Source organism: Methylobacterium sp. CCH5-D2, assembly GCF_001556475.1.
Lineage (GTDB): Bacteria > Pseudomonadota > Alphaproteobacteria > Rhizobiales > Beijerinckiaceae > Methylobacterium > Methylobacterium hispanicum.
In genome coordinates this window covers 1-14432 of sequence record NZ_LSIX01000819.1, presented here as the reverse complement: position 1 = coordinate 14432, position 14432 = coordinate 1, and the positions used below count along the sequence as shown (strand labels likewise).

General features: G+C 74.1%; 13 protein-coding genes. 8 read left to right on the top strand and 5 right to left on the bottom strand.

All coding sequences use genetic code 11. The annotated features are described in order from the left end of the window. Together AX737_RS21635 and AX737_RS21630 are read right to left on the bottom strand one after the other, a co-directional pair. Positions 1-1716, bottom strand: a 1716-nt coding sequence (locus AX737_RS21635; RefSeq protein ID WP_066924808.1) for an ABC transporter ATP-binding protein, incomplete at its 3' end; no start/stop codon positions are given. A gap of 92 nt (positions 1717-1808) precedes the next feature. After that, on the bottom strand, positions 1809-2336 hold the full coding sequence (locus AX737_RS21630) for a Spy/CpxP family protein refolding chaperone (protein ID WP_066924806.1): 528 nt from the start codon (positions 2334-2336) through the stop codon (positions 1809-1811). Positions 2337-2565: 229 nt separating this feature from the next. On the opposite strand from AX737_RS21630, the gene AX737_RS21625 reads away from it, so the two are divergent. From AX737_RS21625 to AX737_RS21600, 6 genes are all read left to right on the top strand, one after another. Then, the gene (locus tag AX737_RS21625) at positions 2566-3504 is read left to right on the top strand and encodes a metal ABC transporter substrate-binding protein (RefSeq protein ID WP_066924804.1); all 939 of its coding nucleotides are present in this window, start codon (positions 2566-2568) and stop codon (positions 3502-3504) included. A gap of 64 nt (positions 3505-3568) precedes the next feature. Beyond that, on the top strand, positions 3569-4081 hold the full coding sequence (locus AX737_RS21620; protein ID WP_066924802.1) for a GAF domain-containing protein: 513 nt from the start codon (positions 3569-3571) through the stop codon (positions 4079-4081). Positions 4082-4229: 148 nt separating this feature from the next. After that, complete coding sequence (locus tag AX737_RS21615) at positions 4230-6002, top strand: heparinase II/III family protein (RefSeq protein ID WP_066924800.1); 1773 nt, start codon at positions 4230-4232, stop codon at positions 6000-6002. Between the two features lie 107 nt (positions 6003-6109). Next, positions 6110-6946, top strand: a complete 837-nt coding sequence (locus AX737_RS21610) for a class I SAM-dependent methyltransferase (protein WP_066924798.1) — start codon at positions 6110-6112, stop codon at positions 6944-6946. A 95-nt stretch (positions 6947-7041) separates the two neighbouring features. After that, the gene (gene purH / locus AX737_RS21605) at positions 7042-8640 is read left to right on the top strand and encodes a bifunctional phosphoribosylaminoimidazolecarboxamide formyltransferase/IMP cyclohydrolase (protein ID WP_066924796.1); all 1599 of its coding nucleotides are present in this window, start codon (positions 7042-7044) and stop codon (positions 8638-8640) included. A 331-nt stretch (positions 8641-8971) separates the two neighbouring features. After that, positions 8972-10012 carry an aldose epimerase family protein gene (locus AX737_RS21600; RefSeq protein WP_066924794.1) on the top strand — a complete coding sequence of 347 codons (1041 nt, stop codon included), beginning with the start codon at positions 8972-8974 and terminating at the stop codon, positions 10010-10012. Between the two features lie 6 nt (positions 10013-10018). Here AX737_RS21600 and AX737_RS21595 read toward each other — a convergent pair whose 3' ends face one another. The 3 genes from AX737_RS21595 to AX737_RS21585 are packed head-to-tail and all read right to left on the bottom strand — an operon-like array spanning position 10019 to position 12151. Further along, positions 10019-10504: a hypothetical protein gene (locus AX737_RS21595; protein WP_066924792.1), complete on the bottom strand. Its 486-nt coding sequence runs from the start codon at positions 10502-10504 to the stop codon at positions 10019-10021. Between the two features lie 30 nt (positions 10505-10534). Then, entirely contained in the window at positions 10535-11389 is an 855-nt protein-coding gene (locus AX737_RS21590; RefSeq protein WP_066924790.1) for a prephenate dehydratase, read from the bottom strand. Between the two features lie 18 nt (positions 11390-11407). Beyond that, positions 11408-12151 carry a 3-deoxy-manno-octulosonate cytidylyltransferase gene (locus tag AX737_RS21585; protein WP_066924788.1) on the bottom strand — a complete coding sequence of 248 codons (744 nt, stop codon included), beginning with the start codon at positions 12149-12151 and terminating at the stop codon, positions 11408-11410. 240 nt (positions 12152-12391) lie between these two features. Between AX737_RS21585 and AX737_RS32355 the strand changes: the two genes are divergently transcribed. Next, on the top strand, positions 12392-13357 hold the full coding sequence (locus tag AX737_RS32355; RefSeq protein WP_082773211.1) for a cytochrome c family protein: 966 nt from the start codon (positions 12392-12394) through the stop codon (positions 13355-13357). Positions 13358-13527: 170 nt separating this feature from the next. Then, positions 13528-14432: ATP-binding protein (locus tag AX737_RS21575; RefSeq protein ID WP_156453875.1), on the top strand; the 905-nt coding region annotated here is incomplete at its 3' end.

Genomic DNA, 14432 nt, shown 5'->3' with positions numbered 1-14432 from the left:
GGCGTAGGCCCCCTGCGCGGCCAGCAGGTCGTCGTGGCGCCCGGTCTCGACGACGCGGCCGGCTTCCAACACCACGATCCGGTCGGCCTGCCGGATGGTCGAGAGCCGGTGGGCGATGACGAGGGTGGTGCGGCCCTGCATCAGCCGCGTCAGCGCCGCCTGCACGAGGCGCTCGCTCTCGGCGTCCAGCGCCGAGGTCGCCTCGTCGAGGAGCAGGATCGGCGCGTCCTTCAGGAAGGCGCGGGCGAGCGCGATGCGCTGGCGCTCGCCCCCCGACAGGCGCTGCCCGGCGGGGCCGACGCGGAACCCGTAGCCCTCGGGCAGGCGGGCCACGAAGTCGTGCGCGGCCGCCGCGCGGGCCGCCGCCTCGATCTCGGCCGGGCTCGCGCCCGCCCGGCCGAAGCCGATATTGGCCGCCACCGTGTCGTCGAACAGCGTCACCTCCTGCGAGACAACCGCGACCGCGGCGCGCAGCGAGGCCAGCGTCACGCCCCGCACGTCCTGGCCGTCGATGATGACGCGGCCCTCTGTCGGGTCGTAGAGGCGCGGCACGAGGTTGAGGAGCGAGGACTTGCCCGAGCCCGAGCGCCCGACGAGCGCCGTGGTCGAGCCCGCGGGGACGTCGAGGTCGATGCCCTCCAGTGCCGGCGCATCGGGGCGGTAGCGGAAGCGCAAGCCCGCGAAGCGGATCGCCCCCGCCCCCACCGCCAGCGCCGGCGCACCCGGCGCCTCGCGGATGGTCGGGGCCTCGTCGAGGATGTCGAAGTAGCGCCGCAGGGCGGCGGCCGCCTCCTGCAGGATCGCGTTGAGGGTGCCGAGCGCGCGGGCCGGCTGGGCGGCCAGCAGCAGCGCGGCGACGTAGCCGGTGAAGTCCCCGACCGTGCGCTCGCCCGACATCACCCGCTGGCCGACGAGCGCCAGAACGCCCGCCACCGCGAGGCCGCCGCCGATCTCGAGCAGCGGGTCGAGGCGCCCGCGCGCGTTGGCGGCCTTCATCTTGAGGCGGCGCACCTCGTCGAGGGCGGCGGCCGCCCGCGCCTTGAGGTAGCCCTCCATGCCGTAGGTCTTGGCGACGCGCACGCCCGCGAGGCTCTCCGAGATCAGGCTCGCGGTCGCGCCCATCTGCTCTTGGGTCGTGGTCGAGACCCGCCGGAGCTTCTTGCCGACCCGCCCGATCGGGCCCGCCACGAACGGCACGGTGACGGCGGCCACCAGCGTCAGGACCGGATCCATCCAGACGAGGGCCGCGACGAGCCCCACCAGCATCGCCACGTCGCGCAGCAGCACGGTGGAGATCCGGGTCAGCGCCTCCTTGATGAAGGCGAAGTCGGTCGTGAAGCGCTGCGTGAAGGCCGCCGGGCTCTCGCGCCCGAGTTGGGCGAGGTCCGCCTCGATCAGGTGGCCGTAGAGGGCGGCCTGCATGTCGGCCTCGACCCGGGTGACGACGCGGTTCGTCAGCACGGTCTGGCCGAGCAGCGCGAAGCCGCGAACGGCCGTCACGGCGATCACCACGACCGGCCCGTAGGTCAGGGCGGAGGGGTCCTTGTGGTCGAAGGCGTCGAAGGCCGCCTTGATCAGCGCCGGGTAGAGGCCGGTCGCCGCGCCCACCACCGCGATCAGCACCAGCACGACCGCGAGGGTGCCGCGGTGGGGGGAGAGCCACTCGCGCCAGAGGCGGGCGAGGAGCGGGATCGTGTCGCCCTTCAGGCGCGCCATGGCAGAGGTCCGGGATCCGCGGGGGTCGGAGCCCCCGTCCTCCGCCGCGTTTGCAGCCCCCCGCCCCCGGGATCAAGGGCGAGGGTTGCGGCTCAGTCCCGCTCGCCGCGCGGACCCCCGTGCCGGTGCCAGCCGTGGCCGTGGTGCGGGCGCATCGGCCGGGCCAGCACCAGGGCGCGGCGCCGCTGGTCCTGGTCGAGGGTGGCGTAGAGCGGGCCTGAGGCGTCGGCGAGCTTGCGCAGGGCCTCGGCCCGGGCGCTCGCCGCGTCCGCCATGGCGCGCAGCGCGCCCGGCGCGTCGTCGATCATCCGGCCGCGCTCGGCCCGCGCCTCGCGCTGGTCCTGCTTCAGGCGCGAGAGGTCGCGCATCGCCGTCTCCACCGGCGGCCACAGCTTCTCCTGGTCGGGCGTCAGGCGCAGCCCCGCGTGCAGCGCGGCGATGCGCGCGTCCGCGAAGGCGGCGCGATCCTCCTTCGAGAAGGCGCTCCAGCGTCCGCCGTCCCGGCCCTCGCCGCGCGGGCCGAACGGGTCGGGCCGCGCGTCCCGCGCGGCGGCCGCGCCCGCGAGGCCGAGGGCGGCGACGCCCGCCAGGAGGACACCCTGAATCACGCTTCGGGTCATGCATCTCTCCATCGTTCGCGTCGGCAGGGACGCCGCGTGCCAGAATGGCGCAGCTCTCATGGCGCCGTCCTGTCCGGACCATGACATCGCGTTCATGTGCGCGATCGTGCGCGATCGGGCGGGAGCGTCCTTGCGCCCGGCCCGTCTCCCGCTTGTGCATGCAACACTGTTACATTACTGGCGCCCGAGGCGTGCGGCGGGAGGTTCGGGGATGCGGAGAACTCGGGGGATGGCGCGGGCGGCCCTGCTCGGGCTGGCGCTCCTCTGCGGCACGCTGCCGGCCGCGGCCGAGCCGCTGCGGGCGGTGGCGACCTTCTCGATCCTGGCCGACCTCGTCCGCGCGGTCGGCGGCCCGGACGTCGCGGTGACGAGCCTCGTCGGGCCGGACGCCGACGCGCACAGCTACAACCCCTCGCCCGCCGACTCGCGCACCCTCGCGCAGGCGCGGATCATCGTGGTGAACGGCCTCGGCTTCGAGGGCTGGATCGACCGGCTGGTCCGGGCCTCGGGAGCGAAGGCGCCGGTCGTCGTCGCCTCCGCCGGCGTGAACACCATCGCGGGCGACCCCGAACACGATCACGGCGGGCACGATCACGGGCAGGATCACGGGCCGGGTTCCGGGTCCGCTCCCGGAGCGGCGTTCGACCCGCACGCGTGGCAGAGCGTGGCGAACGTGCGGGTCTACGTCGCCAACATCCGCGACGGCCTCGCCAAGGCCGATCCGGCCAACGCGGAGGACTACGCGCGCCGGGCGGGCGCCTACCTCGCCGAGCTCGACCGCCTGGAGGGCGACATCCGCGCCGCCATCGCGGCGATCCCGCCCGAGCACCGGCGGGTCATCACCACGCACGCCTCGTTCGGCTATTTCAGCGCGGCCTACGGGCTGACCTTCATCGCGCCGCAGGGCGTCTCGACCGCGAGCGAGGCGAGCCCGAAGGATGTCGGGCGGATCATCCGCCAGATCCGCCGCGACAAGGTCCCGGCCGTGTTCCTGGAGACGATCGCCGACCCCCGCCTGATGCAGCAGATCGCCCGCGAGAGCGGGGCCCGCATCGGCGGCCGGGTCTATTCCGACTCGCTCTCCGGTCCGGACGGCCCGGCCCCGACCTATCTGGCGATGATGCGCCAGAACCTGCGGGCCTTCGCGGCGGCGCTCGGGCCGGGCTAGGCGCATGGGGGCCCGCCCCCCGGGCGCCTGGACGGGGAGGCACCCGGGGCCTACCGAGGGCGCCATGCTCCATCAACCGGACCGGCCGGACCCCCGCCTGGATCACGTGGGCGAGCGTCTCGCGGCGGCCCGCTCGCTCGACGACATCGTGAGCGCCCTGAGCGCGTGCACGCGCGCGGCGATCGGCTGCGACGGCGTCGCGGTCATCCTGCGGGATGGCGGCTTCTGCCACTACGTCGCCGAGAACGCCGTCGAACCGCTCTGGAAGAACCGGCGCTTCGCACTCGACGGCTGCGTGTCCGGCTGGGCGATGCTGAACGGCGCGACGGCGGTGATCCCGGACGTCGCCCTCGATCCGCGGGTCCCGGTCGCGCCCTATCGGCGCACCTCGATCCGCAGCCTCGTCATGGCCCCGATCGGCGAGCCGGAGCCGGTGGCCGCCCTCGGCGCCTACTGGTGCGCCTTCGTGTTCCTCGACGCGGTCACGGTCGGCCGCGTCGAGCGCCTGGCGCGTCTGGCCGGCGACGCCCTGGCGCGGATCCGCGTGCGGGACGCCGCGGTCGCGGCCGCCGAATAGGTTCGGTCCGTCCCCGTGCGGTTGACCGAGATTGGCCGAGGTTGGCCGAGGTTGGCCATGACACAGCGTGAACCGATGGTTAAGAGGCCGGTTCTAGCCTGACCGACTGACAGGCCGGGCGCTCGCGCCCCGGGTCCGAGGAGAACGCGTGGCTTGGGGTGCGGCTTGGTGGGACTCGGCCCGGGGGCCTGACCGCTGGCGATTCTACCGGCTGCTCGGGCGCGAGGCGGCGGGCCTCGCGCGCGCGGCCGCCGCGCGGCTCTCCGCGCCGCCCGACATCCTGGCCCGGGTGCGGGTGAGCGGGCTCGTGATCGCGCCGCACGACCTGCGCACCGCCGACGCCACCTTCGCGGACGACATCTATGCCGGGCTCTTCGTCTTCGCGGGCCGGTCGCTGGCCGCGAGCGGCGGCTCGCCCTTCGACTACGCACCCCCGTCCGAGGCCTGGGCCGAGGTCCTGTACGGCTTCGGCTGGCTGCGCCACCTGCGCGCCGCCGACACCGCGCTCGCCCGCGCCAACGCCCGGGCGTTCGTGGCCGATTTCATGGCTGGGCGCGGCGACCCGGCGCTCGCCCGGCGCACCCCGGTCGCGGCGCGGCGGCTGATCTCCTTCCTGTGTCAGTCGCCGCTGGTGCTGGAGGGGGCCGACCACGGCTTCTATCAGGCCTTCCTCAAGGCGATCGCCCGCAACGCGCAGCAGCTGGAGCGGGACCTGCGCCGCGGGGTGCCGCCGCAATGGCAGCTCAACGCCGCGGTCGCGCTCTGCTACGCGGGCCTGTGCTGCGAGGGCATCCAGCCCATCCTGCGGCGGGCCACCCGGGTCCTGTCGCGCGAGCTCGACCGCCAGGTGATGGCCGATGGCGGCCACCGCTCCCGCGACCCGCGCTTCGCCATGGAGTTGCTGCTCGACCTGCTGCCGCTGCGCCAGAGCTATCTCAGCCGCAACGTCGAGCCGCCGGGCGCGCTCATCCGGGCGATCGACCGGATGCTGCCGCTGCTCCGGCTGCTGCGCCACGCCGACGCCTCGCTCAGCCACTTCAACGGCATGGGGGCGACCGCCGCCGACCAGCTCGCCACGCTGCTCGTCTACGACGGGGCGCTGGCCCGCCCGCTCATGCACGCGCCGAATTCCGGCTACGAGCGGCTCGAGGCCGGGCGGGTCGTGGTGGTGGCCGACGTGGGCGCGAGCCCGCCGCTGCTCGACTCGCGCAATGCCGGGGCGGGCTGCCTCTCCTTCGAGATGTCGAGCGGGCCCCAGCGCATCGTGATCAATTGCGGCCTGCCGGAGAGCGGGGGGGACCTGCGCCGGGTCGCGCGCTCGACCGCGGCCCACTCCACCGCCTGCATCGACGACGCCTCCTCCTGCCGCTTCCTCGGCTCGGGCGGGTGGTGGGGCGAGCGGGCGGCCGCCGCCTGGCTGGTGCGCCGGCTCGGGCCGGTGGTGCTGCGCGGTCCCCGCGACGTGCGCTCCGAGCGGACCGAGACGGCCGACGGCCTCGTGCTCGCCGCCCGCCACGACGGCTACGCGCCGGATCTCGGCCTCGTGCACGAGCGGCGCTGGGTGCTGGCCCCGGACGGGGCGCGGCTCGACGGCACCGACGCCTTCCGGCGGGCCGGCCGCGGGGCCGGCCGGGCGCGGCCCCGCGAGCACGCGGTCGCGGTGCGCTTCCACCTGCACCCGGCGATCGCGGTGCGCGGCGCCGGCGCGGAGCTGGAGCTAGCCTCGCCCTTGGGCGAGGTCTGGCGCTTCTCCGCCGAGGGCGGCGCGGTCGCGATCGAGGAGAGCGTCTACTTCGCGGGCCTCTCGGGCGCGCGGCGCACCGACCAGATCGTCCTGCACCTGCGGCTCGGCATCGACGGCGAGGGCAGCGAGGTGCACTGGTCCTTCCGCCGCCTGGCCGCCGCCCCGGGCCGGGGCTGACGCGCGCTCCGGCGTCGCAAAGCTCCGTTAGGCTTGCCGCGCGTAAATCGTTGTGGACGCACGGTTGCGGCGGCATCGTGGGGCACCTGTCCAGCGGAGCCCCGCCCGTGCCCTCTCTCTCGACCCGGCTGATCCCGCCCGCGATGCTGGACGTGATCAAGCGCTCGCCCGCCCTCTACGGCGTCGGGCGCAAGGCCCGCTTCGCGCTGGGCTCGCGCCTCGGCGCGCGCCCGGTCGCCGGGATCGGGCGGGCCCACTACAACGACTTCATGCTGACCTCGACCGCCCCCGACAAGGTCGCGAGCTACATGGCGGGCGCCGAGCAGTTCGTCGACATCCTGGAGGCGGCCGTCCGCGAGGCCGGGCGCGACTGGGACACGATCGGTCGGGCGCTGGAGATCGGCTGCGGCTACGGCCGCATCGTGCGCCGGCTCTCCCGCCGCCTTCCGGGCGAGCGCATCGCGGTCTGCGACATGATCGAGGAGGGCGCCCGCTTCACCGCCTCCGAATTCGGCGCCGCGCAGGTGCCGGTGATGGAGCGGGCCCACCCGAAACCGTCGGACACCTACGACCTCGTCTACCTGCTCTCGGTCTACACCCACCTGCCGCGCGCCGTCGTGCACGCCAACCTCGCCGACGTGGCACGCGCCCTCAAGCCCGGCGGGATCGTGGTCTTCACCATCCACGGCCAGGGCTCGGCCGAGCAGGCGGAGCGCTACGAGCAGTTCTGGCTCGACAAGCCGGCGGTGCTCGCCGCCCTGGCGCGCGAGGGCTACTACTACGCCCGCTACCCCTACTACACGGCCGATTACGGCCTGACCTGGTTCAGCCGCGCCGCCGTCGAGGCGCTGGTCGCCGAGGCGGCCCCCGACCTGGAGCCACTCTCCTACCGGGCGATGCAGCTCGACGGGCACCAGGACGTGTTCGTCTACCGGAAGCGCTGAGCGCGGGGCGGGATCGTCGCGAGGCTCCCTGGCCGGCCCGGTCCGTTCCGTGCTACCGGCCCGGGAAATCGCCACCGACGACCAAGACGTTCGCCATGTCGCATGATCAGGTGCGGGTTGCCCGCGCGCTCCTCTCCGTCTCGGACAAGACCGGGCTCGTGGATTTCGCCCGCGCGCTCCACGCGCGCGGCATCGAGCTTGTCTCGACCGGCGGCACCCACCGCGCTCTCACCGAGGCCGGCCTGCCGGTGCGCGAGGTCGCCGACCTCACGGGCTTCCCCGAGATGATGGACGGCCGCGTCAAGACCCTGCACCCGGCGGTGCACGGGGGCCTCCTCGCCATCCGCGACAACCCCGAGCACCAGGCGGCGCTGGCCGCCCACGGCATCGGGGCGATCGACCTGCTGGTGGTCAACCTCTATCCCTTCGAGGCGACGATCGCGGCCGGCAGACCCTACGACGACTGCGTCGAGAACATCGACATCGGCGGCCCGGCGATGATCCGCGCGGCCGCCAAGAACCACGGCGACGTGGCAGTGGTCACGGACGTCTCGGACTACGCGGCGGTGCTGGCGGCGCTCGAGGCCGGCGGCGGCTCCCTCTCCACCGCGCTGCGCCGCAGCCTCGCCCAGAAGGCCTACGCCCGCACCGCCGCCTACGACGCGGCCATCGCGAACTGGCTCGTCCAGCACGTCGAGGCGGCGGGCCCGGCCCCGTTCCGGGCGGTCGGCGGCAGCCTCGGCCAGACGCTCCGCTACGGCGAGAACCCGCACCAGAGCGCCGCCTTCTACCGGGCGCCCGGCACGCCGCGGGCGGGCGTCGCCACCGCGCGCCAGCTCCAGGGCAAGGAACTCTCCTTCAACAACTTCAACGACACCGACGCCGCCTACGAGTGCGTCGCCGAGTTCGATCCGGCCCGCACCGCGGCGGTGGCGATCATCAAGCACGCCAACCCCTGCGGCGTCGCCGAGGGGGCGGACCTGCTCCAGGCCTACGAGCGGGCGCTCGCCTGCGACCCGACCTCGGCCTTCGGCGGCATCGTGGCGCTGAACCGGACGTTGGACGCCGAGGCCGCGCGCAAGATCGTCGAGATCTTCACCGAGGTGATCATCGCGCCGGACGCGACCGAGGAGGCCCGCGCCATCGTCGGCGCCAAGAAGAACCTGCGCCTGCTGCTCGCCGACGGCCTGCCCGACCCGCGCGCGGCCGGCGAGACCGTCCGCACGCTGTCCGGCGGCCTGCTGATCCAGGGCCGGGACAGCGCGGTCGTGGACGATATGGCCCTGAACGTCGTGACCAAGCGCCAGCCGAGCGAGGCCGAGTACGCCGACCTGCGCTTCGCCTACCGGGTCGCCAAGCACGTCAAGTCGAACGCGATCGTCTACGCCCGCGGCGGCGCCACGGTCGGCATCGGGGCCGGGCAGATGTCGCGGGTCGATTCCTCGCGCATCGCCGCCTGGAAGGCGCAGGAGGGCGCCGAGCGCCTGGGGCTCACCGAGAGCCTCGCCAAGGGCGCGGTGGTGGCCTCCGACGCCTTCTTCCCCTTCGCGGACGGCCTCCTGGCGGCCGCCGAGGCCGGCGCCACCGCGGTGATCCAGCCGGGCGGCTCGATGCGCGACGCCGAGGTGATCGCGGCGGCCGACGCGGCCGGGCTGGCAATGGTGTTCACGGGCGTCCGCCACTTCCGGCACTAGGAGCACCTCACGACGCCCGATCACCGGGAGCCCTCCCCCTGCACGCGACGGTGCAGCGGGCGTTTCGTGAGAGGCCCTGCGCCGCGCCATCCCCGCTCCTCGCCGTGCGGGGAGCGGGGATTCGCGCTTCGCGGCGACCTGTCGGGACCGGCCCGCGTGGCCGGGCATGCCCGCGCCCCAAAGCATCGTCCCGAAAGCTGGCTTCCGGCTTTCGGAAAAGAGGATGCAGAATCAAGAGGCTGGGAGCATCGGCCCGGATCCCGTATCCAGGACGACGCTCCGGGGTCGGGGATCGTCCCGGCGAGGCGCGGGCGGTGGAGCGGGGACGGCGATGGCGGGCGAGGGCTTCGGGCGGACCAGGGACGGCGAGCCCGTCACCCGCTACACGCTGGAGCGCGGCCCCCTGCGGCTGCAGGTGATCGATTACGGCGCGGTCGTCACCCGGCTGGAGGTGCCGGACCGGGTGGGGCGGCGCGCCAACGTGGTGCTCGGGCTCGACACGCTCGCCGGCTACGAGCGCCTGAGCCCGCATTTCGGGGCGGTGGCCGGCCGCTTCGCCAACCGGATCGCGAACGGCCGCTTCGACCTCGACGGACACACCTATCACCTGCCCGTCAACGAGCCGCCCAACACCCTGCACGGCGGCCCGGAGGGCTTCGCCCACCGGCCCTGGCGCGCGACCGCGGCGGAGGCCGACCGCCTCGTCCTGGCGCGCCGCTCGCCGGACGGCGAGATGGGATTCCCCGGCACGCTCGACGTGGAGGTCGCCTACAGCCTGCCCGAGGACGGGCTGGTGCGGATCGACTACGCCGCCCGGACCGACCGCCCGACCGTGCTGAACCTGACGAACCACAGCTACTTCAACCTCGCCGGGGAGGGGGCGGGCGACGTGCTCGGCCACGCCGTCGCGGTCGAGGCCGACGCCTTCCTGCCGATCGACGCGACCGGCATCCCCACGGGCGAGGTCCGGGCGGTCGCCGGCACGCCCCTCGATTTCCGCGCGCCCGAAGCCCTCGGCGCCCGGATCCGCGCGGGCGACCCGCAGATCGTGCGGGGCAAGGGCTACGACCACTGCTTCGTGCTGCGGGGCGAGGCCGGAACCCTGCGGCCGGCCGCGACCTGCCACGATCCGGCGAGCGGGCGCCTGCTCGCGGTAGCGACCACGCTGCCGGGATTGCAGCTCTACACCGGCAACACCCTGGACGGCACGCTGGTCGGGCCCTCCGGCCGCACCTACCGCGCGGGCGACGGCGTCTGCTTCGAGACGCAAGGGTTTCCGGACGCGCCGAACCATCCGGGCTTCCCCTCCTGCGTCCTGCGCCCGGGCGAGCGCTTCACCGCCACGACGACGTGGCGGTTCTCGGCTGCGTAAGGATCGTCAAGCCGCACTGTGGCGGCAGCGACCGCCGAGGTTTCGGTAGCGGACGCTGCGCAGGCCGGCCTCGAACCAGACCTGCCCCGGCCGGCCCGGATCGTAGGCGTAGAGGTTGATCCGTGTCTCGTCGTCGGGGGCGCCGAGCACGGCGGGGTCGGCCGCGCGGTCAAGGCTCCAGCGCGGCGCGGATTCAGGCCCGAAATCCTCCTGCGCGCCGTCCTGCTCGCGCCGGAACACCAGCGCGTAGCCGGCCGGCTCGACGCGGAAGTAGAAGCCGACCAGCGGCGTGCGGTCGGCAAAGTTGGTGAACTCGCAGTAGAGCGTCGGCGCGCCGGACTTCGGCGCCCCGCCCTGAGCCGCGGCGGACGGGGCGGTCCGCGTCGGCACGGACCCGCGCTCCGGCTCGGGCACCGGCCGGACGAGCCAGACGACGCAGGCCAGCGCCAGCACGGCGGAGGCGGCGAGGGCGGCGTATCCGGTTCGCGTCACGGCGGGACCTCGGCTCGCGCCGCCCGACCCCTACTCGGCCGGGGGCCGGGCCGCCTCGCGGAAGGGATGGGCCGGGTAGGTGCCGACGACCTTCAGCTCGCGCGAGAAGTAGTCGAGTTCGTCCAGCGCCCGGGCCAGCGCAGGGTCGTCGGGGTGGCCGTCCACCTCGGCGTAGAACTGGGTCGCGGTGAACTGCCCCTCGACCATGTAGCTCTCGAGCTTCGACATGTTGACGCCGTTCGTGGCGAAGCCGCCGAGCGCCTTGTAGAGGGCCGCCGGGATGTTGCGCACCCGGAAGATGAAGCTCGTCACGAAGGGCCCGCCCTCGTTCTCCGCCACCTCGGCCTCGGGCGCGAAGACCACGAAGCGGGTGGTGTTGTGGGCCTCGTCCTCGACGTCGCGTGCCAGGATGTCGAGCCCGTAGACGCCCGCCGCCATCGCGGGCGCGAGCGCGGCCATCGTGCGGTCGCCGGCCTCGGCGACCTGTCGGGCGGCCCCCGCGGTGTCGCCCGCCACCACGGGCGCGAGCCCCAGGCGCCGGATGATGCGCCGGCACTGCCCGAGCGCGTGGATGTGGCTGTGCACGCTCCGGAGCTCCTCCAGCGCCACGCCCGGCAGCGCCATGAGCTGGAAGTGGATCGGCAGGAAGTGCTCGGCCACGATGCTGAGCGGCGAGGTCGGCAGCAGGTGGTGGATGTCTGCGACGCGCCCCGCGATCGAGTTCTCGATCGGGATCATGGCGCGGGCGGCCCGGCCCTCCGTCACCGCCGCGAAGGCGTCCTCGAAGGTGGGGCAGGGCAGGTAGGTCCAGCCCGGGAACGCCTCGGCCGAGATGATGTGCGAGTTGGCCCCGGGCTCGCCCTGGTAGGAGATGGTCTGGTTCATCGTGGCATCGCGGCGGCGTCAGTTCAGGCGGCGACCGGCCATCACGGCGCGGGCGCGTTCGAGGTCGGCGGGCGTGTCCACGCCGAGCGGAAGGTCGTCCACCACGACGGCGTCGATGCGCATGCCGGCCTCCAGCGCGCGCAGCTGCTCCAGCCGCTCGCGGGTCTCCAGCTCGCCCGGAGGGAGGGCCATGAAGCGGGCGAGCGCCGCGCGGCGGTAGGCGTAGAGGCCGATATGGTGGAAGAGGGGACCCTGTCCCCAGGGCGCGCGGGCGCGGGTGAAGTAGAGGGCCCGCAGGCGCCGCGGGCCGACCCGGTGGCCGACGAGCTTGACCACGTTCGGGTCGTCCGCCTCCTCCGCGCGCTCGATCTCGGCACAGAGCGTGGCGATATCGACCGTGCGGTCGGCGAGCGGGGCCACCGCGGCGCCGATCGCCGCCGGGTCGATCGTCGGCAGGTCACCCTGCACGTTGACCACGACGTCGTGGTGGCCGGCCGGATCGACCTGCTCCAGCGCCTCGGCGAGCCGGTCGGAGCCCGACGGGTGGTCGGCCCGGGTCATCACGGCGAGCCCGCCCACCGCGTGGATCGCCTCCGCGATCGCGGCCGTGTCGGTCGCCACCACCACGGGGCCGATCCCGGCCTCGACGGCGCGACGCCAGACATGGACGATCATCGGCTCGCCCGCGATGTCGGCGAGCGGCTTGTTCGGCAGGCGCGTGGCGGCGAGCCGCGCGGGGATGAGCACCAGGGGATCGGACACGGGAGGATACCGGGGTGGTCGGGCGGCGCTGCCTTAACAGGCGGTTTCCGCGTTGTCATTTCGCGGGGTTCGCCGCCCCGGCGGGGCCTCGTTGCGGGGCGCGGATGAGACAGATCCGCACCGGGGGCAAGCTTGACGGCGTTCCGGCATTGTCAAGATCGCCCCGGAGCGGCTAAGGCACCCTCGAAATCTTCCAATGTCCGGCGTCCTGCCCCGTCACGCCAGCGGAGTTGAGTGAGCATGGATTCGTTCGAGCTGAACAAGGTCGCCGGTGCGGTCTTGGGCGCCGTGTTGTTCGCAGTCGGATCCGGCTTCGTCGCAGAGCTGATCTATCACCCGAAACCTGCCGGCAAGGCGGGCTACGAGCTGCCCGAGCCGCAGCCGGAGAGCGGTGCGCCCTCCGAGGCCGCCAAGGTCGAACCGGTCGCCGTGCGGCTCGCCAGCGCCAACGTCGAGAAGGGCCAGGGCGGCACCAAGGCCTGCCAGGCCTGCCACAGCTTCGAGAAGGGCGGCCCGAACAAGGTCGGCCCGGACCTCTGGGAGATCGTGGAGCGCCCGAAGGCCAGCCACGGCGGCTTCGAGTACTCGGCCGGCCTGAAGGAGAAGGGCGGGGCCTGGACCTACGAGGACCTCGACCACTTCCTGGCGAGCCCGAAGGGCTTCATCAAGGGCACCAAGATGGCCTTCGCGGGCATCTCCTCGCCGCAGGAGCGCGCGAACGTGATCGCCTACCTGCGCACGCTCGCCGACAGCCCGAAGCCGCTGCCCGCCGCCGACAAGGCCGAGGCCAAGCCAGCCGAAGCCAAGCCCGCCGAGGGCAAGGCCGCGGAGGGCAAGCCAGAGGCCAAGCCGGCGGAGAAGCCCGCCGAGACCAAGCCGAGCGCGAGCCAGCCGGCCGCCGGCAAGGCCTCCGAGGGCAAGGACAGCCCGGCCAAGCCCGCCGACACGAACACGGCCGAGCCCGTGCTGGAGAAGGCGCCGGGCAGCCCGAAGCCGAACACCGCGACGCCCAACCGCAACGAGCCCGAGCCGAAGCCCGATCCGGCGGCCGGCGGCCCGAGCCAGAACACCCCGGCCGAGGCCGCGCCCGCGGCTCCGTCGGAGCCCGCCGCCAAGCTGCCCCCGGCCAAGGCCGACCCGGCCGCCGAGGACAAGGCGAAGACCCTGCAGGAGCAGGGCTCGACCGGCGGCGAGGCCGGCAAGTAAGGTTCCCGCGAAGCTCTCCCTCCCCCGCAGAGGGGGGAGGGAGATCGCGCATCGCCCCTCATCCCCAGCCCCGCCGCAACCTGTGGACGGGCGCGCCCTCGGCCGCATCCTCCGGCCCCCGCCCGTGTTAGCCAGGGCGCGGACTTACCGAGGCGGCAACCGGATCAGCGATGGCGATCGGCAGCGACGGCACGATCGAGATGGGCACGGGCCTCGACGGCGCCGGCCAGGGCAGCCCGGTCGGGCTGAACCTCGAGGAGCTGCTCGCCACCCGCCTGCTGGTCCAGGGCAACTCGGGCTCGGGCAAGTCGCACCTGCTGCGCCGCCTGCTGGAGCAGAGCGCGGGCCTCGTCCAGCAGGTCATCGTCGACCCCGAGGGCGACTTCGTCAGCTTGGCCGAGGCCTACGACCACCTCGTGGTGGAGGGCACGCACGGTGAGGCCGACCTCCAGGCCATCGCCGCGCGGGTGCGGGCACACCGGGTCTCGGTGGTGCTGAACCTGGAGAGCCTCGACATGGAGGCGCAGATGCGCGCCGCCGCCGCCTTCCTCGGCGGGTTGTTCGAGGCCGAGCGCGCCCACTGGTTCCCCTGCCTCGTCGTGGTGGACGAGGCCCAGATCTTCGCCCCGATGGCGGCGGGCGACGTCTCCGACGAGGCCCGCAAGGTCTCGCTCGGCGCGATGACGAACCTGATGTGCCGCGGGCGCAAGCGCGGGCTTGCCGGCGTGATCGCCACGCAGCGGCTCGCCAAGCTCGCCAAGAACGTCGCGGCCGAGGCCACCAACTTCCTGATGGGCCGCACCTTCCTCGACATTGACATGGCGCGGGCCGCCGACCTGCTCGGCCTCGACCGGCGCGGCGCCGAGCGCTTCCGCGATCTCGGGCGCGGCGAGTTTGTGGCGCTCGGCCCCGCGCTGAGCCGCCGGCCGCTGGGCCTGCGCATCGGCGCGGTGGTCACCGGCGCGCGGGCGGTGGCGCCCGGCCTGCTGCCGCTGCCGGGGGCCGCCGACGCGGATCTGCGCGCGCAGATCCTGGCGCCCGCGAGCGATGGGGGCTTCGTGCTGCCGCCGCGCGC

Excerpts from the sequence above, each read along its gene's own strand:
- AX737_RS21630 (WP_066924806.1), bottom strand. The coding sequence starts at position 2,336 with ATGACCCGAAGCGTGATTCAGGGTGTCCTCCTGGCGGGCGTCGCCGCC.
- AX737_RS21625 (WP_066924804.1), top strand. The coding sequence starts at position 2,566 with ATGGCGCGGGCGGCCCTGCTCGGGCTGGCGCTCCTCTGCGGCACGCTG.
- AX737_RS21620 (WP_066924802.1), top strand. The coding sequence starts at position 3,569 with ATGCTCCATCAACCGGACCGGCCGGACCCCCGCCTGGATCACGTGGGC.
- purH (WP_066924796.1), top strand. The coding sequence starts at position 7,042 with ATGTCGCATGATCAGGTGCGGGTTGCCCGCGCGCTCCTCTCCGTCTCG.
- AX737_RS21600 (WP_066924794.1), top strand. The coding sequence starts at position 8,972 with ATGGCGGGCGAGGGCTTCGGGCGGACCAGGGACGGCGAGCCCGTCACC.
- AX737_RS21590 (WP_066924790.1), bottom strand. The coding sequence starts at position 11,389 with ATGAACCAGACCATCTCCTACCAGGGCGAGCCCGGGGCCAACTCGCAC.
- AX737_RS32355 (WP_082773211.1), top strand. The coding sequence starts at position 12,392 with ATGGATTCGTTCGAGCTGAACAAGGTCGCCGGTGCGGTCTTGGGCGCC.